This is a genomic window from Streptomyces sp. NPDC093149, assembly GCF_044754145.1.
Lineage (GTDB): Bacteria > Actinomycetota > Actinomycetes > Streptomycetales > Streptomycetaceae > Streptomyces.
Genome location: NZ_JBIVON010000005.1, coordinates 359306 through 383023 on the forward strand (window position 1 = coordinate 359306; position 23718 = coordinate 383023).

General features: G+C 67.9%; 25 protein-coding genes and 1 pseudogene. 11 read left to right on the forward strand and 15 right to left on the reverse strand.

Annotation, left to right across the window (positions count from 1 at the left end; genetic code table 11):
• The first annotated feature begins 27 nt into the window (after positions 1–27).
• Positions 28–1521: a glycosyltransferase family 87 protein gene (locus ACIQCZ_RS18150; RefSeq protein ID WP_402283333.1), complete on the forward strand. Its 1494-nt coding sequence runs from the start codon at positions 28–30 to the stop codon at positions 1519–1521.
• 51 nt (positions 1522–1572) lie between these two features.
• On the opposite strand, the gene ACIQCZ_RS18155 is transcribed toward ACIQCZ_RS18150, so the two are convergent.
• The 3 genes from ACIQCZ_RS18155 to ACIQCZ_RS18165 form a co-directional block, all read right to left on the reverse strand.
• Entirely contained in the window at positions 1573–2604 is a 1032-nt protein-coding gene (locus ACIQCZ_RS18155; RefSeq protein WP_351076358.1) for an alanine racemase, read from the reverse strand.
• 126 nt (positions 2605–2730) lie between these two features.
• Positions 2731–3849 (reverse strand): lipid II:glycine glycyltransferase FemX, encoded by a 1119-nt coding sequence (locus ACIQCZ_RS18160; RefSeq protein ID WP_376208326.1) that lies wholly within the window; start codon positions 3847–3849, stop codon positions 2731–2733.
• A 237-nt stretch (positions 3850–4086) separates the two neighbouring features.
• Positions 4087–4401 carry a hypothetical protein gene (locus ACIQCZ_RS18165; RefSeq protein ID WP_376275213.1) on the reverse strand — a complete coding sequence of 105 codons (315 nt, stop codon included), beginning with the start codon at positions 4399–4401 and terminating at the stop codon, positions 4087–4089.
• 278 nt (positions 4402–4679) lie between these two features.
• Here ACIQCZ_RS18165 and rpsF point away from each other — a divergent pair, with 278 nt between their 5' ends.
• The 4 genes from rpsF to rplI all read left to right on the forward strand — a co-directional run bounded on the left by rpsF (position 4680) and on the right by rplI (position 6389).
• Positions 4680–4970: a 30S ribosomal protein S6 gene (gene rpsF / locus ACIQCZ_RS18170; RefSeq protein ID WP_015609864.1), complete on the forward strand. Its 291-nt coding sequence runs from the start codon at positions 4680–4682 to the stop codon at positions 4968–4970.
• A gap of 74 nt (positions 4971–5044) precedes the next feature.
• On the forward strand, positions 5045–5644 hold the full coding sequence (locus tag ACIQCZ_RS18175; protein WP_351076348.1) for a single-stranded DNA-binding protein: 600 nt from the start codon (positions 5045–5047) through the stop codon (positions 5642–5644).
• A 43-nt stretch (positions 5645–5687) separates the two neighbouring features.
• Complete coding sequence (rpsR, locus tag ACIQCZ_RS18180; RefSeq protein WP_003967857.1) at positions 5688–5924, forward strand: 30S ribosomal protein S18; 237 nt, start codon at positions 5688–5690, stop codon at positions 5922–5924.
• A gap of 18 nt (positions 5925–5942) precedes the next feature.
• Entirely contained in the window at positions 5943–6389 is a 447-nt protein-coding gene (gene rplI / locus ACIQCZ_RS18185) for a 50S ribosomal protein L9 (protein WP_351076346.1), read from the forward strand.
• A 151-nt stretch (positions 6390–6540) separates the two neighbouring features.
• Here the strand turns inward: rplI and ACIQCZ_RS18190 are convergent, their stop codons facing one another.
• On the reverse strand, positions 6541–7875 hold the full coding sequence (locus ACIQCZ_RS18190) for an MATE family efflux transporter (RefSeq protein ID WP_402283336.1): 1335 nt from the start codon (positions 7873–7875) through the stop codon (positions 6541–6543).
• A 459-nt stretch (positions 7876–8334) separates the two neighbouring features.
• Between ACIQCZ_RS18190 and dnaB the strand changes: the two genes are divergently transcribed.
• The gene (gene dnaB / locus ACIQCZ_RS18195; protein WP_402283338.1) at positions 8335–9813 is read left to right on the forward strand and encodes a replicative DNA helicase; all 1479 of its coding nucleotides are present in this window, start codon (positions 8335–8337) and stop codon (positions 9811–9813) included.
• Between the two features lie 161 nt (positions 9814–9974).
• On the opposite strand, the gene ACIQCZ_RS18200 is transcribed toward dnaB, so the two are convergent.
• A complete protein-coding gene (locus tag ACIQCZ_RS18200; protein ID WP_402283340.1) occupies positions 9975–10898 on the reverse strand; it encodes an RNA polymerase sigma-70 factor in 924 nt (307 codons plus the stop codon).
• Between the two features lie 199 nt (positions 10899–11097).
• On the opposite strand from ACIQCZ_RS18200, the gene ACIQCZ_RS18205 reads away from it, so the two are divergent.
• Positions 11098–11583 (forward strand): carboxymuconolactone decarboxylase family protein, encoded by a 486-nt coding sequence (locus tag ACIQCZ_RS18205; RefSeq protein WP_402283342.1) that lies wholly within the window; start codon positions 11098–11100, stop codon positions 11581–11583.
• Between the two features lie 331 nt (positions 11584–11914).
• Here ACIQCZ_RS18205 and ACIQCZ_RS18210 read toward each other — a convergent pair.
• Positions 11915–12526, reverse strand: a pseudogene (locus ACIQCZ_RS18210) (dienelactone hydrolase family protein); the annotation flags it as partial.
• Between the two features lie 228 nt (positions 12527–12754).
• Between ACIQCZ_RS18210 and ACIQCZ_RS18215 the strand changes: the two are divergent.
• Positions 12755–14137 (forward strand): serine hydrolase domain-containing protein, encoded by a 1383-nt coding sequence (locus ACIQCZ_RS18215; protein ID WP_402283344.1) that lies wholly within the window; start codon positions 12755–12757, stop codon positions 14135–14137.
• 38 nt (positions 14138–14175) lie between these two features.
• Here ACIQCZ_RS18215 and ACIQCZ_RS18220 read toward each other — a convergent pair whose 3' ends face one another.
• From ACIQCZ_RS18220 to ACIQCZ_RS18260, 9 genes are all read right to left on the reverse strand, one after another.
• The gene (locus ACIQCZ_RS18220) at positions 14176–15339 is read right to left on the reverse strand and encodes a winged helix DNA-binding domain-containing protein (RefSeq protein WP_402283557.1); all 1164 of its coding nucleotides are present in this window, start codon (positions 15337–15339) and stop codon (positions 14176–14178) included.
• A 28-nt stretch (positions 15340–15367) separates the two neighbouring features.
• Entirely contained in the window at positions 15368–15820 is a 453-nt protein-coding gene (locus ACIQCZ_RS18225; protein ID WP_402283345.1) for a GNAT family N-acetyltransferase, read from the reverse strand.
• Between the two features lie 78 nt (positions 15821–15898).
• Positions 15899–16366: a MarR family winged helix-turn-helix transcriptional regulator gene (locus tag ACIQCZ_RS18230; RefSeq protein ID WP_376208315.1), complete on the reverse strand. Its 468-nt coding sequence runs from the start codon at positions 16364–16366 to the stop codon at positions 15899–15901.
• Positions 16367–16535: 169 nt separating this feature from the next.
• Positions 16536–17405 carry a GNAT family N-acetyltransferase gene (locus tag ACIQCZ_RS18235; protein WP_402283346.1) on the reverse strand — a complete coding sequence of 290 codons (870 nt, stop codon included), beginning with the start codon at positions 17403–17405 and terminating at the stop codon, positions 16536–16538.
• A 5-nt stretch (positions 17406–17410) separates the two neighbouring features.
• Positions 17411–17932: a DUF2269 domain-containing protein gene (locus tag ACIQCZ_RS18240; RefSeq protein WP_402283348.1), complete on the reverse strand. Its 522-nt coding sequence runs from the start codon at positions 17930–17932 to the stop codon at positions 17411–17413.
• An 808-nt stretch (positions 17933–18740) separates the two neighbouring features.
• Positions 18741–19220: an NUDIX hydrolase gene (locus ACIQCZ_RS18245; RefSeq protein WP_351076314.1), complete on the reverse strand. Its 480-nt coding sequence runs from the start codon at positions 19218–19220 to the stop codon at positions 18741–18743.
• A gap of 63 nt (positions 19221–19283) precedes the next feature.
• Positions 19284–20180, reverse strand: a complete 897-nt coding sequence (locus ACIQCZ_RS18250; RefSeq protein WP_402283349.1) for a LysR family transcriptional regulator — start codon at positions 20178–20180, stop codon at positions 19284–19286.
• Positions 20181–20372: 192 nt separating this feature from the next.
• Positions 20373–21503 (reverse strand): cystathionine gamma-lyase, encoded by a 1131-nt coding sequence (locus tag ACIQCZ_RS18255; RefSeq protein ID WP_402283350.1) that lies wholly within the window; start codon positions 21501–21503, stop codon positions 20373–20375.
• A 65-nt stretch (positions 21504–21568) separates the two neighbouring features.
• Entirely contained in the window at positions 21569–21946 is a 378-nt protein-coding gene (locus tag ACIQCZ_RS18260) for a phage holin family protein (protein ID WP_351076307.1), read from the reverse strand.
• A 68-nt stretch (positions 21947–22014) separates the two neighbouring features.
• Here ACIQCZ_RS18260 and ACIQCZ_RS18265 point away from each other — a divergent pair, with 68 nt between their 5' ends.
• The 3 genes from ACIQCZ_RS18265 (at position 22015) to ACIQCZ_RS18275 (ending at position 23709) form a co-directional block, all read left to right on the forward strand.
• Positions 22015–22332 (forward strand): cupin domain-containing protein, encoded by a 318-nt coding sequence (locus ACIQCZ_RS18265; protein ID WP_351076305.1) that lies wholly within the window; start codon positions 22015–22017, stop codon positions 22330–22332.
• Between the two features lie 150 nt (positions 22333–22482).
• Positions 22483–22695, forward strand: coding sequence for a DUF5326 family protein (locus tag ACIQCZ_RS18270; protein WP_093895169.1), 213 nt, complete (start codon positions 22483–22485; stop codon positions 22693–22695).
• A gap of 243 nt (positions 22696–22938) precedes the next feature.
• Positions 22939–23709 (forward strand): IclR family transcriptional regulator, encoded by a 771-nt coding sequence (locus ACIQCZ_RS18275; protein WP_402283352.1) that lies wholly within the window; start codon positions 22939–22941, stop codon positions 23707–23709.
• Positions 23710–23718 lie beyond the last annotated feature (9 nt).

A 23718-nucleotide genomic window follows, 5' to 3' on the forward strand; every position in this document is an offset into this window, starting at 1 on the left:
ACAGCCCTGTACGGCAGGATGAGCGGCATGCCAAGCCGAGAAGACACGAGTGTGGACCAGACACGGCCCGTTGTGCGGCCCACGCACCAGGACGAGATCGCCGAGGCCGGCAGCGAGCTGATCGGTGGGCGGTCGGGGCGCTGGACACGGCTCGGCACCACGGCACTCACGCCCGTGGGCGTCATCGCGCTGGTGGCTGTCGGGATGTTCGCGCTCGGCATGGTGCAGAAGCTGCCCTGTTACAACTGGGCGTGGTTCAGAGGCGCCGGTTCGCAGTACACGCACGCCTGCTACTCGGACATTCCACATCTCTATGTCGCACGCGGCTTCTCCGACGGCCTCGTCCCGTACTTCGACCGGCTGGCCGGCGACATGCAGTACCTGGAGTACCCCGTTCTGACGGGTGTGTTCATGCAGATCGCGTCCTGGCTGACACCGGGCGGGGACGTTCAGCACCGCGAGCAGATGTACTGGATGGTCAACGCCGGCATGCTGATGATCTGCGCCGTGATCATCGCCGTCTGTGTAGCGCGTACCCACCGGCGCCGCCCCTGGGACGGGCTGCTGGTCGCCCTCGCACCTGCCTTCGCGCTCACCGCCACGATCAACTGGGACCTGCTGGCCGTCGCACTGACGGCCGCGGCGATGCTCATGTGGTCCCGGAAGCGGGCGCTGGCGTTCGGCGTCCTCATCGGGCTCGCCACGGCCGCCAAGCTCTATCCCCTGTTCCTGCTGGGGCCCGTTCTCGTGCTGTGCTGGCGGGCGGGCAAGTGGCGGGAATTCGGGCTGGCGACGCTCGGGGCGGCAGGCTCCTGGCTGGTGGTGAACCTGCCAGTGATGATCTTCGCGCCCGAGGGCTGGAGCAAGTTCTACACGTTCAGCGAGGAACGGGGCATCGACTTCGGCTCCTTCTGGCTGATCATCACCCAGCGCACCGGCATGTCCATCGAGACATCGACGGTCAACCACGTCTCCGAACTGCTGATGGTCCTGCTGTGCGCGGGCATCGCCGCACTGACGCTGATGGCTCCGCGCAGGCCGCGCTTCGCGCAGCTCGCCTTTCTCGTCGTCGCCGCGTTCATCCTCGTCAACAAGGTCTATTCACCGCAGTACGTGCTGTGGCTGATTCCTCTGGCCGTCCTGGCCAGGCCGCGGTGGCGCGACTTCCTGATCTGGCAGGCCTGCGAGGTCATGTACTTCCTGGGCATCTGGATGTACCTCGCCTACACGACGAGTGGGGACAAGCATCAGGGCCTGCCCACGGAGGGGTATCAGTTGGCGATCGCCCTGCATCTGCTGGGCACGCTGTACCTCTGCGCCGTTGTCGTACGGGACATCTTGGTGCCGGAGCGGGACGTCGTGCGGCGTGACGGGTCGGACGATCCGTCCGGCGGGGTGCTCGACGGCTCCGCGGACGTATTCGTGCTGAGGCGCGCGGCGCGTCCGCCGCGGCTTGCCCAGCCTGCCGTCGAAGGGCCGCAGGTGGACTGGGGCGCGGCGCGCGGTCCCGCCGCCGACTGATCCGGCTCTCTCCGGGGGCCGGAGCCCACGGAGAGAGCCACCGGAGCCTTCCTAGCGGTCGACGAGGCGGTCGAACTGGGTCGTCGTGTGCCGCAGATGGGCCACCAGCTCGTCACCGACCTTCGGCTCCTGCGCGTCCGAGGGAACGAACAGGATCGACACCTGCATGTGCGGCGGTTCGGCGAACCAGCGCTGCTTGCCCGCCCAGACGAACGGGGACAGGTTGCGGTTGACCGTGGCCAGACCCGCCCGCGCGACGCCCTTGGCGCGCGGCATCACCCCGTGCAGGGCCTTCGGAGCCTCCAGCCCCACACCGTGCGACGTACCGCCCGCGACGACCACCAGCCAGCCGTCCGAGGCGGCCTTCTGCTGGCGGTAGCCGAAGCGGTCACCCTTGACGACAGGTGTGACGTCCAGAACGGCGCCCCGGTACTCCGTCGCCTCGTGGTCGCCGAGCCACAGCCGGGTGCCGATGCGGGCGCGGAAGCGGGTCTGCGGGAACTGCTGCTGCAGCCGGCCCAGCTCCTCGGCGCGCAGATGGCTGACGAACATGGTGTGCAGCGGCAGCCTGGCGGCGCGGAGCCGGTCCATCCAGGCGATCACTTCCTCGACCGCGTCCGAGCCGTCCGTGCGGTCCAGCGGCAGGTGCAGGGCGAAGCCTTCGAGGCGTACGTCCTCGATGGCGGCGTGCAGCAGCCCGAGCTCCTCCTCCTTGACACCGTGGCGCTTCATCGAGCTCATGCACTCGATGACGACCCGCGCGCCCACCAGGGCGTGCACTCCGTCCACGGAGGAGACGGACCGGATGACACGGTCGGGCAGCGGCACCGGCTCCTCGCCCCGGCGGAACGGGGTGAGGACCAGCAGATCGCCGCTGAACCAGTCCTTGATACGGGCCGCCTCGTAGGTGGTGCCGACGGCGAGCGTGTCGGAGCCGAAGCGGATGGCCTCGTCGGCGAGCCGCTCGTGACCGAAACCGTATCCGTTGCCCTTGCAGACCGGGACGAGGCCGGGGAACTGGTCGAGGACGGATTTCTGGTGCGCCCGCCAGCGCGCGGTGTCGACGTAGAGGGAGAGCGCCATGGCCGGTCCGGAACCTTTCTGGTGGCTGCGGTGGATCAGAGGGGTGCGGGGTTTTGTGGGGTGACTGTCGGGCCGAAGTCCCCATTGAAACGAATGAAGCCGGTTTCGTCAGCGGGACGACGCGTATCAGCGACGCGACATGTAGATGTCGAGCGCCTTGTGCAGCAGCTTGTTGAGCGGGAAGTCCCACTCGCCGAGGTATTCGGCAGCCTGCCCGCCGGTACCCACCTTGAACTGGATCAGACCGAAGAGGTGGTCGGTCTCGTCCAGCGAGTCGGAGATGCCGCGCAGGTCGTAGACGGTGGCCCCCATGGCGTACGCGTCGCGCAGCATCCGCCACTGCATCGCGTTCGAGGGGCGGACCTCGCGCTTGTGGTTGGCGGACGCGCCGTACGAGTACCAGACGTGGCCGCCGACGATCAGCATGGTCGCGGCCGCGACGTTCTCGCCCTCGTGCCGGGCGAAGTACAGCCGCATCCGGTTGGGGTCCTCGTTGTTGAGGGCGGTCCACATGCGCTGGAAGTAGCCGAGGGGCCGCGGCCGGAAGTGGTCGCGCTCCGCCGTGATCTCGTACAGCCGTTGCCACTCGTCGAGCTCGGCGTAGCCGCCCTGCACGACCTCGACGCCGGCCTTCTCGGCCTTCTTGATGTTGCGTCGCCACAGCTGGTTGAAGCCCTTGTGGACGTCTTCGAGCGAACGATTCGCCAGCGGCACCTGGTAGACGTAGCGCGGCTGCACGTCGCCGAAACCGGCGCCGCCGTCCTCGCCCTGCTGCCAGCCCATCTTCCTCAGCCGGTCCGCCACTTCGAAGGCGCGCGGCTCGATGTGGGTGGCCTCGACGTCGCGCAGCCGCTTCACGTCCGGGTCCTGGATGCCCGACTTGATGGCGGGCGCGTCCCAGCGACGGATGATGACCGGCGGGCCCATCTTCACGGAGAAGGCGCCCTGCTGCTTGAGGTGCGCCAGCATCGGCCGCAGCCAGTCGTCCAGGTTCGGGGCGTACCAGTTGATGACCGGGCCCTCGGGCAGGTAGGCGAGATACCGCTTGATCTTGGGAAGCTGCCGGTAGAGCACCAGGCCGACGCCGACGAGCTGTTCGTTCTTGTCGAACCAGCCCAGGCTCTCGGAGCGCCACTCGGCTTTCACATCTGCCCATGCCGGGACCTGCATGTGACTCGCCGCGGGCAGATTCTGGATGTAAGCCAGATGCTGCTCTCGGCTGATGGTCCTCAGGGTCAGGCTCATGCGGGGCGCTCCTCGGCAGGTGTGTCCCCATCGGTCAGGGGCTCCGGCTCTCGCGCCGAAGCCTACTGCGACCGGGGAGCGCCCCGTCTGGCCCTGTGCGACCTTGCCGGTTCGTCCCGCCGGGACCCGGGTGGCCGGGCCCCTGAACGGGGAGCGGCGCCAGGTCCCTGCGAGGGCCCTCGCGCCGACTCATCTGTCCGGATCTGTCTGGTTGTGTGTGGTTGTTTCTTTCTCGAATCAGCCCACTATGCCGCCGAAGAGGCCGCCGTGAGCCATGCCCAGGAAGAACCCGATGGCGGACGCGCCCATGCCGATGATCAGCGGGAACCTCTCGCGCGTGGTCGCCGACACGTACTGCCCGTACGCGGCGGTGAGGATTCCGATCAGCCCGGCCCACGAACTGATCAGGTGCAGGTTGTGGAACATCGCCGTCACGAAGGCGAGCGCACCGAGCACCAGGGTCACCGCGACCAGGGTCTCCTGGAGCGGATGCTTCTTGCCGTCCGTGGCAAGAAGGGAGACGCGGGGACGGGGTCGAACTGCCTGTGCCATGGAGTACCTCCTGGCCGAAGGGCGGCGCCTCGTGGCGCCGCTCACACCCGATGTGTCCAGATTGCGTCTCCTGAGCACCGGATTTCAACCGGAAGCGGGTGTGCGGGTAGTCTGTAACGTCTGCACTGGTGTCTGCCCAGGCCAGCACTGCGGCCCCCTCCAGGAGGAGGGCGTTGTCAGTGGTGGCTGTTCTACTCGGAGACACTGTTGCTCACGCATCACGACCCTCCTGCCACGGAACGACCGTGGCCGCTGAGTCCAAAGGAGGTGGGTTCCACATGCGTCACTACGAGGTGATGGTCATCCTCGACCCCGATCTCGAGGAGCGCGCTGTCTCCCCGCTGATCGAGAACTTCCTCTCCGTCGTCCGTGAGGGCAACGGAAAGGTCGAGAAGGTCGACACCTGGGGCCGTCGTCGTCTCGCTTACGAGATCAAGAAGAAGCCCGAGGGCATCTACTCGGTCATCGACCTGCAGGCCGAGCCTGCGGTCGTCAAGGAGCTCGACCGCCAGATGAACCTGAACGAGTCGGTCCTCCGGACCAAGGTCCTCCGTCCCGAGATCCACTGAGCATCTAGCTCAGTGGTCATCGGGTTCGAGTAGCAGCAAGCAGCCAGAAGCAATCCCCGCCGAGAGGTTCACCCATGGCAGGCGAGACCGTCATCACGGTCGTCGGCAATCTCGTCGACGACCCCGAGCTGCGCTTCACCCCGTCCGGTGCGGCGGTCGCGAAGTTCCGTGTCGCGTCCACTCCCCGCATCTTCGACCGGCAGACCAATGAGTGGAAGGACGGCGAAGGCCTGTTCCTCACCTGCTCGGTCTGGCGGCAGGCGGCGGAGAACGTCGCCGAGTCGCTTCAGCGAGGCATGCGCGTTGTCGTGCAGGGCCGGCTGAAGCAGCGGTCGTACGAAGACCGCGAGGGCGTCAAGCGCACGGTCTACGAGCTGGACGTCGAGGAAGTCGGCCCCAGCCTCAAGAACGCCACGGCCAAGGTCACCAAGACCACCGGTCGCGGTGGTCAGGGCGGCCAGGGTGGATACGGCGGTGGCCAGCAGGGCGGAGGCGGCTGGGGCGGCGGTCCCAGCGGCGGTGGCCAGCAGGGTGGTGGCGGCGCTCCCGCCGACGACCCGTGGGCCACGAGCGCGCCGTCCGGCGGCCAGCAGGGCGGGGGCCAGCAAGGAGGCGGTTGGGGCGGAAGCTCCGGCGGTTCCGGCGGCGGCTACTCGGACGAGCCTCCCTTCTAGGGCAGCTCGTACCCCCACTTCTTGATCACACAGGAGAAACACCATGGCGAAGCCGCCTGTGCGCAAGCCTAAGAAGAAGGTCTGCGCGTTCTGCAAGGACAAGACCCAGTACGTGGACTACAAGGACACGAACATGCTGCGGAAGTTCATTTCCGACCGTGGCAAGATCCGTGCCCGCCGCGTGACCGGCAACTGCACGCAGCACCAGCGTGACGTCGCCACGGCAGTCAAGAACAGCCGTGAGATGGCGCTGCTGCCCTACACGTCCACCGCGCGATAAGGGAAGGGTGACCGAAACATGAAGATCATCCTCACCCACGAGGTCTCCGGCCTCGGCGCTGCGGGCGACGTCGTCGACGTCAAGGACGGGTACGCCCGTAACTACCTGGTTCCGCGTGGCTTTGCCATCCGCTGGACCAAGGGTGGCGAGAAGGACGTGGCGCAGATCCGCCGCGCCCGCAAGATCCACGAGATCGCCACGATCGAGCAGGCCAACGAGGTCAAGACGAAGCTTGAGGCCGTCAAGGTCCGCCTGGCCGTTCGCTCCGGCGAAGCCGGTCGCCTCTTCGGCTCCGTGACCCCGGCCGACATCGCTTCGGCGATCAAGGCTGCCGGTGGCCCGGACGTCGACAAGCGTCGCGTCGAGCTCGGCTCGCCGATCAAGACGCTCGGCGGGCACCAGGTGTCCGTGCGTCTGCACCCCGAGGTCGCTGCGAACCTCGGCATCGAGGTTGTTGCTGCCTAAGGGCACAGCTCACCAGAGCAGGTGAAGGGCCGTACCCCGAGGGGTACGGCCCTTCACTGTTCGGCGTTGATCCGCGTCTCCGCTCTTGCACGGTTCTGCAGTCTGGCGGTTCAGCCGTTTCACGTGAAACGGCTGAACCGCTCGGTGGTGCTCAACGGGTGGCGCCGGTGACGATCCACTTGCCCGACCGAGTGCGCAGCCAGAGCGTCATCATGCGGACGGCCATCATCAGCGCCATCGCCCACCACAAGGCAGTCAGGCCGCCGAAGCTCGGCACCAGCAGGGCGACCGGGGCGAAGACGGCCAGAGTCACGAGCATGGCCCATGCCAGATAGCGACCGTCTCCGGCGCCCATCAGCACCCCGTCTAGGACGAAGACCACGCCGGAGATCGGCTGGGACAGCGCCACCACCAGCAGCGCCGGGAGCAGGGTGCCCTGAACGGACTGGTCATCCGTGAACAGGGGCACGAACAGTGGCCGGGCAAGGACGATCAGCGCCCCGAGCACCACTCCGGAGACGATGCCCCACCGCACCATGCGGCGGCATGCCTCTCGTGCGCCCGCGGCGTCGCCGGCTCCCAGATAGCGACCGATGATGGCTTGCCCTGCGATGGCGATGGCGTCGAGCGCGAAGGCCATCAGGCTCCAGAGCGAGAGAATGATCTGATGCGCGGCGATCTCGGTGTCGCCGAGGCGGGCGGCCACTGCTGTGGCGATCATCAGGACGGCGCGGAGCGACAGCGTGCGGACGAGCAGTGGGACGCCGGCCTGGGCGCTGGCCCTGATACCGGCGGCATCGGGACGCAGAGAGGCCCCATGTCGACGTGCCCCTCGGACCACCACGACCAGATAGGCGGCGGCCATGGAGATCTGGGCGATCACTGTTCCCCAGGCCGATCCTGCGATGCCGAGCCCGGCACCGTAGACGAGTCCCGCGTTGAGGGCCCCGTTGGCCGCGAAGCCTCCGATGGCGACATAGAGCGGGGTTCTGGTGTCCTGCAGGCCACGGAGTACACCGGTCGCAGCCATCACCACGAGCATGGCCGGGATGCCGAGACTGGAGATCCTCAGATAGGTGATCGCGTAAGGGGCGGCGGTGTCTGAGGCACCGAAGACGTGCACGAGCCACGGGGCCGTGGGGAGTGCGACGGCGATGACACCTGTGCCGAGCAGAAGGGCCAGCCAGATTCCGTCCATGCCCTGTCGGATCGCGGAGGCCGGATCGCCCGCTCCGACCCGACGCGCCACTGCCGCGGTGGTGGCATACGCGAGAAAGACAAAGACACTGACGGCGGTCGTCAGCAGTGCCGCGGCGACGGCCAGACCGGCCAGCTGCGGTGTGCCCAGATGACCGACGATAGCGCTGTCGACCATCACGAAGAGAGGCTCGGCGACGAGTGCGCCGAAGGCAGGGACGGCGAGCGAGATGATCTCGCGGTCGTGCCGTCGACGACTGGGCGGCGAGGTTGCCGGGGCCTGGGTCATGGGGGCCAATCTAATCTTCCACAGGTAATGGATGCAATGCGCTAGCAATCCTTACATTTGCTAGCAGGCAGGGTTCTCCTGCGTGCTGTTTGTCGTGATCTTGAGCTGAGTTGAAAAGTTTTTCTCCCCCACAGCCCGTGGATGGAGAAAGCCCAGGTCAGGGGGCTGGTGGGGAGGGTGCTATGAGTTTGTCCACAGTGCTGTCCCCCGCTCCGTGCACAGGTTCTGCGGAGTTCTCCACAGCATCTGGTCTGTCGTCCACATGCCCTGTGGATAACCAGATTGGCTGACGGTGCAGAGCGGCCTACCGTGGTCCGGCGCCCGCAGCCCGTTCCGGCCCTGGAACCCCGTAGAACTCGATGCGCCGGAACCGGAGTCGGGCGTCTTGTTTGTCGGTGCTGTGCCGTAAGAAAGAGTGGCACGGCGAGGTCCGCGGAGCGGACGGGAGGAGGTGGCCCGGTGAGCATTCCCGAGCCTTTGGACGACCCCTGGGCCGACACCGGTCCCAGTGACCGTCTGCCCGTCACCCGCCAGCGCCGAGGTGACGGCCGGGACCGTGGCGAGCAGCACGAACGCGGCAGGGAACGCGGCGGGTGGGAGGACGGTCCCCCCGGTTTCGAGCGGGTCCCGCCCCAGGACCTCGATGCCGAGCAGTCGGTCCTCGGCGGCATGCTCCTGTCCAAGGACGCCATCGCCGACGTCGTGGAGATCATCAAGGGGCACGACTTCTACCGCCCCGCGCACGAGACCGTCTACCAGGCGATCCTCGATCTCTATGCCAAGGGCGAGCCGGCCGACCCGATCACGGTGGCGGCCGAGCTGGTCAAGCGCGGTGAGATCACCAAGGTGGGCGGGGCCCCGTATCTGCACACCCTCGTCCAGTCGGTGCCAACCGCGGCCAACGCTTCGTACTACGCGGAGATCGTTCACGAACGGGCTGTCCTGAGGCGGCTCGTCGAGGCCGGGACGAAGATCACGCAGATGGGATACGCGGCCGACGGCGACGTCGACGACATCGTGAACTCCGCGCAGGCCGAGATCTACGCCGTCACCGAGCAGCGCACCAGCGAGGACTACCTGCCGCTCGGCGACATCATGGAAGGCGCTCTCGACGAGATCGAGGCGATCGGTTCGCGCAGCGGCGAGATGACCGGGGTTCCGACCGGCTTCACCGACCTCGACGCCCTGACGAACGGACTGCACCCGGGCCAGATGGTCGTCATCGCGGCTCGTCCGGCCATGGGTAAGTCCACGCTGGCGCTCGACTTCGCTCGGGCTTGTTCGATCAAGAGCAACCTGCCCAGCGTGATCTTCTCCCTTGAAATGGGGCGCAACGAGATCGCCATGCGACTGCTCTCGGCCGAGGCACGAGTGGCGCTCCACCACATGCGTTCCGGCACCATGACCGACGAGGACTGGACACGGCTGGCCCGCCGAATGCCGGACGTCTCGGCCGCTCCCCTGTACATCGACGACTCCCCGAACCTCTCCATGATGGAGATCCGGGCGAAGTGCCGTCGTCTCAAACAGCGCAACGACCTCAAGCTCGTGGTGATCGACTATCTCCAGCTGATGCAGTCCGGTGGGTCGAAGCGCGCCGAGAGCCGCCAGCAGGAGGTCTCGGACATGTCCCGAAACCTCAAGCTGCTCGCGAAGGAGCTGCAGCTCCCGGTGATCGCGCTCTCCCAGCTGAACCGTGGTCCCGAGCAGCGCACGGACAAGAAGCCCATGGTCTCCGACCTGCGTGAATCCGGATCCATCGAGCAGGACGCCGACATGGTGATCCTGCTGCACCGAGAGGACGCGTACGAGAAGGAGTCCCCCCGAGCCGGCGAGGCGGACCTGATCGTGGCCAAGCACCGTAACGGCCCGACGGCGACGATCACCGTGGCCTTCCAGGGCCACTATTCGCGCTTCGTGGACATGGCACAGACCTGAGCGGCCGTGTTGTGGGGTCTCAGATTTCGCGGCACGAACTCAGCCACGAAGGCACAACGGCGGCACTCATGTCGGCTTTGCGAGACTCGTCGGCGGTGGTTCTTGTCCGGCCCTTCGAGGGATGCGGCGCCGATATCTTGGCTGTATGGGCCGTGCCCGGATCATCGGCCCACCGCGGTTTCCCGGTCGATGCGTGACAGCTTCTCGGGGTTGCGGACGGCGTAGAGCCCGCTGATGAGGCCGTTCTCGAGGCGTACCGCCAGGACGGTGTCGATCCGGTCGCCCGTGCGCAGGATCAGGGCCGGCCGACCGTTGATCTGTGCCGACTGCAAGGTTGCGGGCGTGAGCCTGCTGAGCACGTCGGCCACCGCTTGGGCGCCCACGACGGGCTCCAGTGCGGCCCGTACGACTCCGCCGCCGTCGGTCAGCAGTACGACGTCCGGGGCGATCATGTCGAGCAGGCGCTGCAGATCGCCTGTTTCGACGGCCTGTTGGAAGGCGGCGAGAGCGCTGCGTGTCTGGGCCGGGGATACGACCTCGCGTGGCCGGCGTGCTGTGACGTGGGCCCGTGCGCGGTGGGCGATCTGCCGGACGGCGGCGGGGGTCTTGTCGACGGCCTGCGCGATCTCGTCGTACCCGAGATCGAAGACGTCGCGCAGCACGAACACGGCCCGCTCTGTCGGCGCGAGTGTCTCCAGTATCAGGAGCATCGCGATGGAGACGCTGTCGGCCAGCTCGATGTCCTCGGCGACATCGGGCGCGGTCAGCAGGGGTTCGGGCAGCCAGGGGCCGACGTAGGACTCCTTGCGCCGGCGCAGCGTGCGCAGACGGGTCAGTGCCTGGCGCGTGGTGATGCGGACCAGGAAGGCACGCGGTTCCCGCACCGTGGCGTGGTCGACCTCCGCCCAGCGCAGCCAGGTCTCCTGAAGGATGTCCTCGGCGTCGGCGGCGGAGCCGAGCATTTCGTAGGCAACGGTGAACAACAGGTTGCGGTGGGCGACGAACGCCTCGGTGGCGGAGTCCGTCCCCCCGGCGCGCGGGCCGTGTCCGGTCACGCCAGTCGCTCGCTCGGTGCGCTCGTCCATGGTCGGCTCCTGCCCGTTGCGTCTTTCATCCGTGTCGCGCACAAGACGCCGCCCTCGCTTCTCCTGTGACACGGAAGCTCGGTGGCCTTCATCACATCTCCGGGGTGTCACATGACCGCGGCGACTGGCGCCTCGTGAGCGTCAGGACGTTGCGCGGACGATCCGCGCGGCACACGACTTCACAAGCGAGGACGATGTGATGGAACCCCGTATGAACCTGTTCGCTCGCGAGATCGGCACCAAGATCGGCAAGCGGATCTTCGCCGTCAGCCAGGTGATCCAGGAGTCGCCGCTGCCCAAGCCGACCCAGGAGTTGGTGCAGTTGCGCGCCAGCCAGATCAACGGCTGCGGATTCTGCGTCGACATCCACACCAAGGACGCTGCTGCCGCCGGTGAGACCTCGGCCCGGTTGAACCTGGTCGCCGCCTGGCGCCACTCCACCGTGTTCACCGAGGCCGAGCGGGCCGCGCTTGCCCTCACCGAGGAGGGCACCCGCATCATCGACGGCTACGAGGGTGTTTCCGACGAGACCTGGGACAGGGTGCGCAAGCACTACGACGACGACCAGGTCATCGCTCTGGTCTCCCTGATCGCCATGATCAACGCAACCAACCGGCTCGGCGTGATCCTCAACAACCAGGGCGGCGCCTACGAGCCCGGCGATCTCGCCGCCGTCGCCGTCTGATCACCGCAGCCATCAAAGCTGCTGGGCCGGCGCCGATCGAACGTACGGGGCCGGCCCAGCACACGATCACTGAGGAGCTCCGGGACACGGCCCGTCGGAGAATCACAAGCCCGGCCATCGTGACTTCTGACGGGACGCGAGAAGAAGCACCCGTCCTGGGACAAGAGCATCTGGCCACGGTGTGGGGCCACCTGAAATCCCACCGGCCACGGGCTGCTCCCTGGGACATGAGCCGCGAGTTCCTACGCGGGCTGTGGGTTGTCACGCTTGTCACGCTCCATGTCATGTTCTCCGCTGTCGTTCATGACGACGGCAGCGGAGGGGCTCCGGCTCACTCCGTCATGGGCAGGCACTCGGCGAGCAGGTCGACGACGTCGCGCCAGGCTCGCTGTGCGTGCTGCGGGTGGTAGCCGACGCCGGGGAGCACGGTCTGGTCGCCCGGCGGGTGGTGGAAGGCGTGCAGGGCTCCGCCGTAGACCACGAGGCGCCAGTCGACGCCCGCGGCCTGCATCTCGGCGGCGAAGGCGTCCCGTTGCTCGGCGGGCATGATCGGGTCCTTCGATCCGACTCCGGCCCACACGGGGCAACGGATGCGCGCCGCCTCGCCCGGTCGGCCCGCGGCAGTTGCGTTGACCGTCCCGATCGCCCGCAGGTCGACGCCGTCGCGCCCGAGTTCCAGCACGATCGCGCCCCCGGTGCCGTAGCCGATACCGGCGATCCGGTCGCGGTCGGTCCGCGGTTCGGCGCGCAGCACGTCGAGTGCCGCGTGGCCGATGCCCCGCATCCGGCCGCACGGCTAGCAGGGGGGTCACGCGCGCCAGCATCTCCTGTGGGTCGGTGAACCAGCGCCCGCCGTGGAGGTCGAAGGCAGCGCCACGTAACCCAGTTCGGCGAGGGCGTCGGCCCGGCGGCGCTGGAAGTCGTTCAGCCCCGGCCCCTCGGGTGGGCACTGCGGAAGGTTCTGGTTCTGACGGAGCGCATCGACACCGAAGCGAACCGGGCCGTCGACCATAGCCGGAGGTCACAACATCGCCAGGACAGAGGACCTGAGAACCTGCACGGGCTCGGCCGCCGCTGGGCCTCGTGTTCGCGTCCTGATCGCAGGCGCCGAGCGGCCCGGGGATGTGAAATGTGTTCGCCACGGCTCGGGCTCTCCGGGTAGTTGTTGAGGATGACCTCCCCATCTGAACAGTTGCTCCCCGGTACGCAGCGCGCCCTGCTGCACCGCATCGCCACCGCACAGTCGGAAGGCCGGGCGCCTTCACTCGTCGCCGCGGTACAGAGGCAGGGGCAGACCGTCTGGAGCGGCTCCCGCAGCTGCGTGGACGGCCACGCACCCGACGCCGACACGCAGTTCAGGATCGGCTCGATCACCAAGACGTTCACGGCAGTGCTGGTCCTGCGCCTGCGGGACGAGGGTCTTGTGGACCTGGACGACCCGCTGGAGAAGCATCTGCCCGGTACGGGCGTCGGTGGAGTCACTGTCCACCAACTCCTGGGTCACAGCGCGGGACTGGCTGCCGAGTCACCCGCGCCCTGGTGGGAGAGGACACCGGGCACCTTGCGGCCCGAGCTTGCCGATGTACTCGGTGAGCAGCCGAGGACGCACGTCCCGGGCCGCCTCCATCACTACTCGAACCCTGGCTACACACTGCTGGGCGCGCTGATCGAAAAGGTGCGCGGGGAGAGCTGGGCGGAGGTATTGCGGCGCGAGATCCTCGAACCGCTGGGCATGAACCGTACGAGCCCCGAGCCGCAAGCACCGCACGCGGGCGGCTGGGCCGTGCACCCCTGGGCCGATGCCATGCTGCCCGAACCGGCCGAGGATCTCGGGCTGATGGCTCCGGCCGGCCAGCTCTGGTCCACCACGGGCGACCTCCTCCGCTTCGCGGCCTTTCTGACGGAGGGGGATGACCGAGTGCTCTGCGCGGCCTCCGTGGAGCAGATGCGCGAACCGTCCGCGCCGACCGAGCCCGGTTCCTGGGATTCCGCGTACGGCCTGGGCGTGCAGTGTGCACGGAACGATGGCCGCGGCCTCTTCGGGCACACGGGTTCGCTGCCCGGCTTCCTGGCCGCCCTGTGGATCAGCGTCGAGGACGATGTGACGGCTGTTGTCCTCACCAACACCACGTCGGGGCTGATGATCGGTGACGTGGCCGCCGATCTCGTGAAGATCGTCGCCGAGGCCGAGCCCCGTATCCCGGAGCCCTGGCGACCACTGCCCGAGGTGGACACCGAGCTGCTCGCGTTGACCGGTCCCTGGTACTGGGGCACGCGCGCGAACATCCTGAGACTGACTGCAAACGGCGGGCTGGAGCTTCAGCCCCTGCGCGGCAGTGGCCGCGGCGCCCGGTTCACGGCACAACCCGACGGCACCTGGACCGGTCTCGATGGCTATTACGCGGGGGAGACGTTGCGCATTGTCCGAAACGGCGACGGCAGCGTGAACCATCTTGATCTGGGTTCGTTCGTCTTCACGCGGGAGCCGTACGACCCTGCTGCGGCCGTTCCCGGTGGTGTGGACGAGGGCGGTTGGCGGGGCCTTCGGGCCTGAGTGCCGCGTTTCACGTGAAACGGCAGAGGGCGGCCGCCTCAGGCCGTCAGCTCCCGTTCCAGTGGGGTTCGGAAGCGCGGAGTGATCCGCGCCCGACCCACCCACTGCGACAGCCGGGACGCTTCCGCCTCGATCGCGGTGGTGGCATCCCGGCCGACGCCGGAGAGCAGTCGCCAGACCGGCTCGCCATCGGCACGCTGTGCCCAGCCGCCCACGATCTCGCCGTTCCACCACACGGTCGGGCCGACATTGCCGGACCGGTCGAAAAGTGCTTGTCGGTGTTCGGGCGGGAGATGGAAGTCACGATCGGCCCAGCCCATCGCGCTGGGGTCCAGAGCCGGAAGCAGCGCGGCCCAGGGCTCAGGGGTCGGTTCAGGTTCCAGGTCCTCCGGCAGGACCCGTCCCACGGAACCGTTGTCGAGCCGGACCTCCTCTGCTTCGACGGCTGCCAGGGCCTTGCGGGCCGTGCCCAGCCCCCAGCCCGTCCACCACTTGAGATCGGCCTCGGTCGCCGGCCCGTACGACCGGAGCCAGCGCCGGGTCAGCTCGGTCTGCGCCTGTGCCGTGTCCTCGAAGCGCCAGGGCTCGGACGTGGTCCAGCGGAACTGGCTGGACGTCCAGGAACCGCGTGGCCGGTCCCGCCGGATGCGGCCCTCGGCTGCCAGGACCCGGAGGACACGGGAGGCGACGCCCTGCACCGTCTGCTGCTTCTTGCCGGGAAAGACCGTGATCTTGGTTTGCAGAGCGGCGACGGAGGCGGAGAGTTCGCTGCCGGTGGCGGGACCGTTGGCCATCAGGGCGGAAAGCACCTTGAGTTCGGTGTCGGCGAGCCAGCGCTCGTCCAGTCCATTGCCGTCATCTGCCAGGTGCTTGAGAAGGGTACGGCGTTCCTTGGCGGCCACGGCCCGGGCGTTCGACGCGTCGACGCAGGGGGCGAGTTCCTGCGGTACGACGAAGAGGGTGTTGCGCATGGAGAGTTGCCGGACCAGGGAGACGTCCTCGTAGAGAGCCTGCTCGACCGAGGCGACGCTTGCCTCGGACATCCGGGCACATGTGGAGAGGAAGACCGTGGCGGCATCCGTGGCGTGCAGAGCGATGATCGCGTCGGCCACGGACACCGGGGACACGGCCCGTACCGACGGGGTCAGGAGGTGTCGCCGCCCGAGCCTGATCCTGCGCTGTTCGTCGCTGATGTGGTGCACAGACATCCTCTCCGGTTCCGGGTCTCGGTCAGAGCGCGAGCTTGAAGCCCACATGGCTGGCGGTGAACCCCAGCCGCTCGTAGAAACGATGGGCATCGACCCGGGTCGCATCGGACGTCAACTGGACCAACTGGCAGTCCTGGCGCCGGGATTCGTCAACGGCCCATTCGATCAGCAGGCTACCGAGGCCGCTGCCGCGCTCGTCGGCGTGGACGCGAACGCCCTCGATGAGCGAGCGGGTCGCGCCGCGCCGCGAGAGCCCGGGAATCACTGTCAGCTGCAGGGTCCCGACGACGCGGCCCTCACGCACGGCCACGACCAGGTGCTGGTTCGGGTCATCCGCCAGGCGCTGGAACGCGACGCGGTACGGGCTGAGGTCGTCCGGCGACTCACGCTGTGCACCCAGTGGATCGTCGGCGAGCATGGCCACGATCGCGGCGATGTCGGTGAGTGTCGCAGGGCGTATTTCCAGATCGTTCATGATCGGCAGAGTACGCAGTTCATGACGGTGGCGCGGGAGATCGTCGAGACCGTGCGGTGACCGCGGCTGCGCGGCGATTCACGCGGCCTTGACAGGGACTTTCAGCTCTTCGACCGCCCTGATGAGCGGGGCCAGTTCGGGGTTCTTGGCGGCTTCGTCGAGTGCGGCGCGCAGCGCTGTGTCATTGGTCGGCCTGGCCTCGGAGAGCAGCGTGAGTCCGGCCTCGGTGACATCGGTGTAGATGCCGCGGCGATCGGTGTCACAGAGATATCGGGTCAGCAGCCCACGGTCCTCGAGGCGGGTGACCAGGCGTGTGGTGGCGCTCTGGCTGAGCACGACGGCGTCCGCGACCTGCTTCATCTGGAGATGGCCACCCGGACCGCTGTGCTGCCTGCTGAGGACATCGAGCAGGGAGTACTCCCGGACGCTGAGTCCGTGCCCGCTCTGCAACGCCCGCTCGATACGGGCCTCGATCTTCCCGTGGAGCAAGGAGAGGGCGCACCAGCCCTGGGAGAGGGCGGTCAGTGCGGGGTCCGTCGCTGTCATGGTCTCTCCTCCGTCGTGGAGCCGCTTGCATCCAGGGTAGGCGACTACCGCAATAGCCAGCGTATGTAAGTAACCCGTGCACGCAATTGCTATTCCGGCTGCGGCTTCGTGACGGCTGCCGTGAAGGCTCTCGACTGACGCCCTCACCGCCTGGGGAGGTCTGAGTGAGTCAGCCCGTCGCCACGGTCAGCGGAGCGTAGCGACGGGTCCAGTCGCCCGGCAGGTCGGGGGTCCCGTACGTCATCACCGTGGTTTCGGAACCGGTCCGTAGACCGCATTGCCCGAACCAATCGAGCAGCCGCGTATGGCGCGCGTCGATATCCGCGCGCAAGGGCAGATCGGTCGCTTCCGCGAGCGAGGTGATGAGTGCCTGAGCCGTGGCGGTGTCGGACGCGATCAGCGGGCCGACCACGTGCGTACGGTCGCTCGGCCAGGCCGCTGCGTAACCGGTGAGTCTTCCTTCGTCCTCCGCGACCCGGATGTGGTCGGCGTACGCGGGCAGCCGGGCAAGGACGTGTGTCCGGTCGGAGCCGAAGACGTCCGAGTCCAGTCGGACGATGGATCGCAGGTCCTCTGCCGCGGCCGGACGAACGGTCACGGCGGACGCTCTCTCACCGGTCGGCCGGAAGAACCCGGTGACCCGCTCGACGCGGCCCACTACCGCGAAACCGAGCTGCTCATAGAGTGGTCGTCCCGCGGAGGTCGCGTACAGGCTGAGGGGCGTCCCGTCGGCCTCGGCCATGACATGACGCATCAGACGCCGGGCGACTCCCTGTCGCGCATGCCGCTCGGCGACGAGCAGCATGCCGATGGCAGCCAGGCTCGGACCGTAGGAGGTCACCACGCAGGCTGCCATCAGACCCTTGCCCCCGGGGTCGTCCACGCCATAGCCCGTTCCCGCGGCAAGGAGCAGCCCCCATCTGTGCTCATCGCGTGGCCAGCCGCGGTCCTCGCAGAGGTCGGCGCAGGCGACCAGGTCGCCCAGGGTGAGGCGCCGGACAGGCAGATCGGTGAGCGGACGGGGCAGCGGGGAGAACATGAGGGTCAGGCTGTCCGACGCGGCGATCGCTCGTCCACCCTTTTACCGACCGAGACTCGCAGCCGTCGGCCGCGCCGGGTCGGTCCCCAGGGCTTCAGTACCGATATCGCGGTGATGAACAGATACGTCGCCGTCGCCACCGACGGAGCGACCACCAAGTCGATGTCGAGGGAGCCGCGGAGCGCCGCCTCGTTGATGCCGGGGCGCAACGAGAAGATCGACAGCGCTGTGGTGATCAGGGTGAGCCAGAACTTCGTCCAGACCCACCGGTGTCTGGCCAGCCCCCAGGGCGTGCCGAGCGCCAGCACGAGTCCGCTGGACAGGGAGAGAAGGGCGACGGGTACGAGCAGCCAGTCTCCGAAAACCTTCATGGAGCGGGTGGTCGCCTGTGCGGTCGCGGGGTCGTCGGTGAGGAAGGCTGTGATTCCGAGCGCCAGCAGGCCGACGGTCAGTCCCAGCCAGCTCACGGATATCGAAACATGCGCGACGAGGAGGCCGCGGCGGGCGGAGCGGTTGAGTGGTTTCACGTGAAACACGGTGCCGGGAACGAGGAAGTCGAGCGTCTGACAGCGGGAGTAATCGCACGTACTAGCCTCGGCGTACGACGGGCGCGCCCCAGCGGCTTTGTGGGCCGGACCCAGGGGGAAGCACCCCGCGGCGGCTTTATCGGTGGGCCGGCCGGTACGCGGTCCCGCGCGAACGCGGAAGGCGGACGACCGTCGTGGATTCATGGCTCGGACATGGGGCAATGGAGCGTCATGGGAAAGCCGGTTCGGATACTCAAGCTTCCCGCTGTCTGTCCGGCCTGCGTTCACGGCAGGGCATGCTGGGGCAGGGAACCGCGAGCAGGGACCGGCCGGCGACCGCAACCGGGACCCGACTGCGTCCGCGGACGGGGGCCGCAGCCGTGCGGGTGTACAAGGCGACCAGGAGACGTTCCAGGCGAGGCGCAGTTTGGATGCTCCGGCCACCGGGTGGACCGAAGGCGGAGCGGGAAGATCTTCCGACGCGATTCTGATCCACCGCACCCTGACCGAGATCTCGCCGGTCGCAGACCGAGCGACCTCGTACTTCTACGCCCTGCGCTTCATCCGGCACCCCGACCTGCGTGATCTGTTCCCGGTCGCCATGGATGTTCAGCGTGATCGTCTCTTCCGCGCGATCCTCACCGCGGCCGACCGGCTGGACGACCCCCGTGAGCCGGCCGAGTACCTCGGCGGACTGGGGCGGGGACACCGCAAGTACAGCACGCTGCCCACGCACCATCCCGCCGTGGGGGAGGCCCTGCCCCGCGGGAGCGGCGACGGCTGGGCCCTGCCCCCGGAAGCGGCAGGGTCAGCCCAGGTCGGGTGCGTGCATCGCCCGTACGCCCTCGATGTTGCCGTCCAGGTAGTGCCGCAGCGACAGCGGTACGAGATGGACTGCAGCGATCCCCATCCGGCTGAACGGCACCCGGACGACGTCGTACTCCCCACAGGGGTCGTCGATCTCGGGCCCGTGGCGCCGGGACAGGTCCATCGACTCCAGTCGGCAGACGAAGAAATGCTGGACCTTGACGCCCTTCACCCCGCCGCCCTCGATGTGCTCCACGGTGTCGACGAAGCAGGGGACCACATCGGTGATCTTGGCGCCCAGTTCCTCGTCCAGCTCGCGGTGCAGGGCGTCGACGACGGTCGCGTCCTCGGGCTCGACCCCGCCGCCCGGTGTGAGCCAGTACGGATCCACCCCGGGCTTGGTGCGCTTGATGAGGACGAGGTCGTCGCCGTCGAGCAGGATGGCGCGTGCGGTGCGCTTGACCACAGGACGTTCGGTCATGGCAAGAGCGTGGCCCACCGAACCGGTTCTGAAACACCGGAGCGGTGCCGGGTCGTCCTGCGCTCACCAGTCGGCGGCGGCGCGAAGCAGCCACTCGTGCGCCCGCGCGATGTGCGGCAGCGCGAGGGTGCCGGTCCGCACGGCCAGGAAATAGGTGCGCAGGGGAGGTACGGGAGGGTCGAGAAGTGCTACCACCTCGCCCCTTTCCAGTGCGGCCTCGCACAGATAGCGCGGCAGCACGGCGAGCCCGGCACCCGCCACCGCGCACTCCAGGACCGCCCGGAGATCCGGTGCGATGACCGTGCCCGCAACGGCGGGCCGGCGGTCGAAGACGGCGGCCCAGTAGCGCGAGACGAGCGGCAGGCTCTCGTGGACCTCCACGACCGGAAGCTCGTCCAGCACCGCGGGCCCTCTGTGCCGCAAGGCCCCGGGTCCCAGGCGCCCGGCCCAGCGCGGCGCGGCGATCAGGACGTGCTCTTCGTCGCAGAGCGGGGTCGCGGTGAGCAGTCCACCGCGCGGGCGGGCCGTCGCAAGGGCCAGATCGTGATGCCCGGCGGCCAGTCCCTCCAGCGCCTTCTCGGCGCCTGCGAAGAACGAACTGCGCACAGCCAGGCCCTGGGCGATGAGAGGGGTGAGCGCGGGCAGGGCCCGCATCGACGTGAACTCGGGCGGCCCGGCCAGATGCAGTGTCCGGACGCCCGACTCCTCGTCGAGTCCAGCCTCGGCGATCTCGACCAGCGCGTCCAGATGGGGCGCCGCCCGGTGCGCGAGTTCGTCTCCAATGGTCGTCGGGGTCACACCACGGGCCCTGCGCAGGAAGAGCGGACGACCCAGCTGCCGTTCCAGGGTTCGGATCTGCGAGGTCACCGCGGGCTGAGAGAGGCCGAGCAGGGCAGCAGCCCGGGTGAAGGAGCCGGCCCGGTGCACCGTGACGAATGTACGCAGCAGGGCCAGGTCCATGTCCTGCCGCCTCCCACGCTCGCGATGCTTCGACCCGTACAACTATAAATATGTCGATAGGTCGCTGTCGCTAGCGTGATTGGACTCTGACAGAGAGTCAATTAGCCTTGTTCGGACGGTTCTTCACACTCGGAACCGGGACGGTCCGAGCCGCGAGGGGGGAGGCTCGGACCGTCCGTACCACTGGCCGGCTCAGCTCTTGCGCAGCGCGGCGTCCAGTGCCCGTTCGACATCGGCCACCAGATCCTCCGGGCTCTCGGCGCCGACCGAGAAACGGATGAAGCCCTCCGGTACGGCGTCACCGCCCCAGCGTGCCCGCCGCTCGGCGGTGGAGCGCACGCCGCCGAAGCTCGTCGCGTCGTCGACCAGCCGCAGCTCGGTGAGGAAGCGCTCGGCCCGCTCGCGGTCGGGCAGCACGAACGACACCACGGAGCCGAAGCGCCGCATCTGCCGTACGGCGTTCGGATACGAAGGATCGGTGGGCAGGCCGGGATACCGAACCCCGGTCACCTCCTCGCGCCTGCCCAGTGCCTCGGCCAGGGCCAGGGCGGTGGCGCACTGCCGGTCGAGCCGCAGCTCCAGAGTGGCCAGCGAACGGTGTGCGAGCCAGGCCTCCATCGGTCCGGGAATCGCGCCGACGACCTTGCGCCAGCGCCGCACGCCCGCTGCCAGCTCGGGATCGCGGCAGGTCACATGGCCGAGCAGGATGTCGCCGTGCCCGGTCATGCCCTTCGTGTCACTGGCCACCGAGAAGTCGGCCCCCAGTTCCAGCGGGCGCTGGCCGAGAGGCGTGGCGAGAGTGTTGTCGACGGCCACCAGGGTGCCGGCCGCGTGAGCGGCCCCGACGAGCCGGCGCACGTCGCAGACATCGAGCCCCGGGTTGGACGGGGTCTCGATCCACAGCAGCCTGGCACCCTCCAGAACCGCCAGCTGGGCATCGCCGCCGGTCGGCGCGGTCCGCACCTCGACGCCGTACGCCTCCAGCTGCTCACGCACCAGCGGCAGCGCCTGGTATCCGTCGTCGGGGAGCACGACCACATCGCCCGTGCGCGCCTGGGACAGCAGAACCGCCGAGATCGCCGCCATTCCGGAGGCGAAGACGATGGTCTCGACCTGCTCCCCCGGCGCCTCCAGCTCGCCGATGGCGCGTTCCAGATGGGTCCAGGTCGGATTGGTGTCCCGACCGTAGGTGTACGGGCCGACCGGTTCACCGGAGAGGTGGAAATGTGCGGCGAAGACCGGCCCGGGCAGGGTGGGCTCGAACTGCTCCGGCTCGGGCAGCCCGGCCCGTACCGCCCGGGTCCCGTCACCCATGGTGCTCATACCGCTCCTCGCTTCTCCCCCGGTGTACCACCGGTCCGACCTGCACTGTCTCAGTAGGTGTCGGGTCAGTCCTCGTCGGGCAGGACCACGTTCAGCGCCCACGACACGATCGAGATGATCAGGCCGCCGAGTACGGCGGTCCAGAAGCCATGGACATGGAAGCTGAGATCGAACAGACCGGCCAGCCAGGAGGTCAGCAGCAGCATGAGCGCGTTGACCACCAGGGTGATCAGGCCCAGCGTGAGGATGAAGAGCGGGAAGGTGAGCAGTTTCACTATCGGCTTGACCACGAAGTTCACCAGGCCGAAGAGCAGGGCGACCAGGATCAGCGTGAGCGCCTTGCGCCCGGTGCCGCCGCCGTTCAGCGTGATGTCCTGGAGCAACCAGATGGCCACGGCCAGCGCACCTGCGTTGGCGATCGTCTTGACTACGAAATTCTTCATGTGTCTGATCGTGGCAGACACGATCGGTGGCTGACACCGGCAGAGCAGAGGCAAGGGGCGGACGGGCCATGAAGGCATTCAGACTGGACGAACTGGAAGCGGAGCGGGCCGCCAACAACGGTGCGTACCTGCAGTTCGTGAAGGAACGGAACATGTCCGTCGGCCTGTACGCGCTGGACGCCGGTGAGCTGGACACGCAGCAGCCGCACAAGGAGGACGAGGTCTACTTCGTCGTCAGCGGCCGCGCCTCGATCACGGTCGGCATGGAAACCACGCAGGTGGGCAGAGGAAGCGTGGTGTACGTGCCCGCCGGTGTGGCCCACAAGTTCCACCACATCACCGAGGACCTGCGGGTCATGGTGGTCTTCTCCCCGCCGGAGAGCTGAGCCCGCTCCTACGGAGGGCCGGACTCCGGTCTCGGGGATCCCTAGGGGGTCGATCAGGGGACTTCAAGGGCTGCGGAACCCCCGCCGGCCCCCTCCGCGCCTCTAGCATCGAAAGCAGGAACTCACAGAGACGAGGTAAGGACGATGGCGGTGCGGGAGATATTCGCTGGGATGCCCTGGTGGGTGAAGTGGATCGCGGTGCCGGTCATCGCGATCGTCGTGTTCGGCGGTCTGATCGCCAGCGTGGTCGGGTTCGTGATCGGTCTGCTCTTCAAGGTTCTGGTCTTCGTGATCCTGGTCGGAGGACTCGTCTTCGTCGTACGCAAGTTCATGTCGTCCTCCTCCTCGCGCAGCGACTGGTAGGAAGATCGGAAACCGGGCGGAGGATTAGCCCAGCTGAGCTAAGTACAAGACGAAACGACACTCCTGGCGGATACGGCCGATATGGTGGAAAACCGCTGCCGCCACCTGGGAATTGACTGTCTGTCACCACTCTGACCAGTGGTTTGTACGGCGTTCGGCCTCCGGACCCCAGACACGCGGCGGTTCGTGGGGGCGGCCCCCACAGGCGGGCTGACTGTCCGTCACCATGCCTGGGGGTGACCGTTGACCACGGCATCGAGCACTGCTGTCCCGACGCTGATCGGTTCGGTACAGCGAGCGCTGAGGCTGCTGGAAGCTGTGGGCGCCCATCGAGACGGGGCGCCCGCGAAGCAGCTTGCCAGGGAAGCGGGTCTTCCCCTTCCCACCGCCTACCACCTGCTGCGCACCCTGACCCATGAGGGCTATCTGCGCCGGGAGAGCGGCGTCTTCCTCTTCGGTGCCGCCGCGGAGCGCCTGGTCGGCCGTGGAACGCTGCGGAATCGTCGCAGCCGGATGGCGGAGTCGCTGAGTCGCTGGCGCGACACCATCGGCGCACCGGTGTACTGCGCCGTCTACCGCGAGGGCGAGATCGAACTCGTCGCAGTCGCCGACGACCCCGCCACACCCGCGGTCGACGAGTGGGCATCCTTCCGGGAGACCGGCCACGCCCATGCGATCGGCCAGTGTCTGCTGAGCCGGCTCGACGAGAGGGCCCGCGAGGATCATCTGGACCGGCACCCGGTACGTCCGCTGACCCGCTATTCGGTGCGGGACCGCGCGGCGCTTCTCGAGCGATTGCGGTCGTTGGAGCGAATGGAACCTGTCATCGAACGACAGGAGTACGCCCTGGGGACGGTCTGTGCGGCCATCCCGATCGCCGCCGGTTTCACTGCCGCGGCGATGGCTATTTCCGTACCCCTGGAGCAGGAAGACCGGTTGCTCCCCGCAGTCGAACAACTACGTTGCGAAGTGTCCAGCCTCTTGCGCTCGTTCGTGTTCTCTATCAGTATCTGAAAAATCACT

Coding starts and splice junctions, on each gene's coding strand:
- rplI (WP_351076346.1), top strand. CDS start 5,943: ATGAAGATCATCCTCACCCACGAGGTCTCCGGCCTCGGCGCTGCGGGC.
- ACIQCZ_RS18200 (WP_402283340.1), bottom strand. CDS start 10,898: ATGGACGAGCGCACCGAGCGAGCGACTGGCGTGACCGGACACGGCCCG.
- rpsR (WP_003967857.1), top strand. CDS start 5,688: ATGGCGAAGCCGCCTGTGCGCAAGCCTAAGAAGAAGGTCTGCGCGTTC.
- ACIQCZ_RS18260 (WP_351076307.1), bottom strand. CDS start 21,946: ATGAAGAATTTCGTAGTCAAGACGATCGCCAACGCAGGTGCGCTGGCC.
- ACIQCZ_RS18175 (WP_351076348.1), top strand. CDS start 5,045: ATGGCAGGCGAGACCGTCATCACGGTCGTCGGCAATCTCGTCGACGAC.
- ACIQCZ_RS18165 (WP_376275213.1), bottom strand. CDS start 4,401: ATGGCACAGGCAGTTCGACCCCGTCCCCGCGTCTCCCTTCTTGCCACG.
- ACIQCZ_RS18235 (WP_402283346.1), bottom strand. CDS start 17,405: ATGTTCTCCCCGCTGCCCCGTCCGCTCACCGATCTGCCTGTCCGGCGC.
- ACIQCZ_RS18230 (WP_376208315.1), bottom strand. CDS start 16,366: ATGACAGCGACGGACCCCGCACTGACCGCCCTCTCCCAGGGCTGGTGC.
- ACIQCZ_RS18150 (WP_402283333.1), top strand. CDS start 28: ATGCCAAGCCGAGAAGACACGAGTGTGGACCAGACACGGCCCGTTGTG.
- ACIQCZ_RS18250 (WP_402283349.1), bottom strand. CDS start 20,180: ATGGACCTGGCCCTGCTGCGTACATTCGTCACGGTGCACCGGGCCGGC.
- ACIQCZ_RS18160 (WP_376208326.1), bottom strand. CDS start 3,849: ATGAGCCTGACCCTGAGGACCATCAGCCGAGAGCAGCATCTGGCTTAC.
- ACIQCZ_RS18245 (WP_351076314.1), bottom strand. CDS start 19,220: ATGACCGAACGTCCTGTGGTCAAGCGCACCGCACGCGCCATCCTGCTC.
- ACIQCZ_RS18215 (WP_402283344.1), top strand. CDS start 12,755: ATGACCTCCCCATCTGAACAGTTGCTCCCCGGTACGCAGCGCGCCCTG.
- ACIQCZ_RS18155 (WP_351076358.1), bottom strand. CDS start 2,604: ATGGCGCTCTCCCTCTACGTCGACACCGCGCGCTGGCGGGCGCACCAG.
- ACIQCZ_RS18205 (WP_402283342.1), top strand. CDS start 11,098: ATGGAACCCCGTATGAACCTGTTCGCTCGCGAGATCGGCACCAAGATC.
- ACIQCZ_RS18265 (WP_351076305.1), top strand. CDS start 22,015: ATGAAGGCATTCAGACTGGACGAACTGGAAGCGGAGCGGGCCGCCAAC.
- ACIQCZ_RS18225 (WP_402283345.1), bottom strand. CDS start 15,820: ATGAACGATCTGGAAATACGCCCTGCGACACTCACCGACATCGCCGCG.
- ACIQCZ_RS18190 (WP_402283336.1), bottom strand. CDS start 7,875: ATGACCCAGGCCCCGGCAACCTCGCCGCCCAGTCGTCGACGGCACGAC.
- rpsF (WP_015609864.1), top strand. CDS start 4,680: ATGCGTCACTACGAGGTGATGGTCATCCTCGACCCCGATCTCGAGGAG.
- ACIQCZ_RS18255 (WP_402283350.1), bottom strand. CDS start 21,503: ATGAGCACCATGGGTGACGGGACCCGGGCGGTACGGGCCGGGCTGCCC.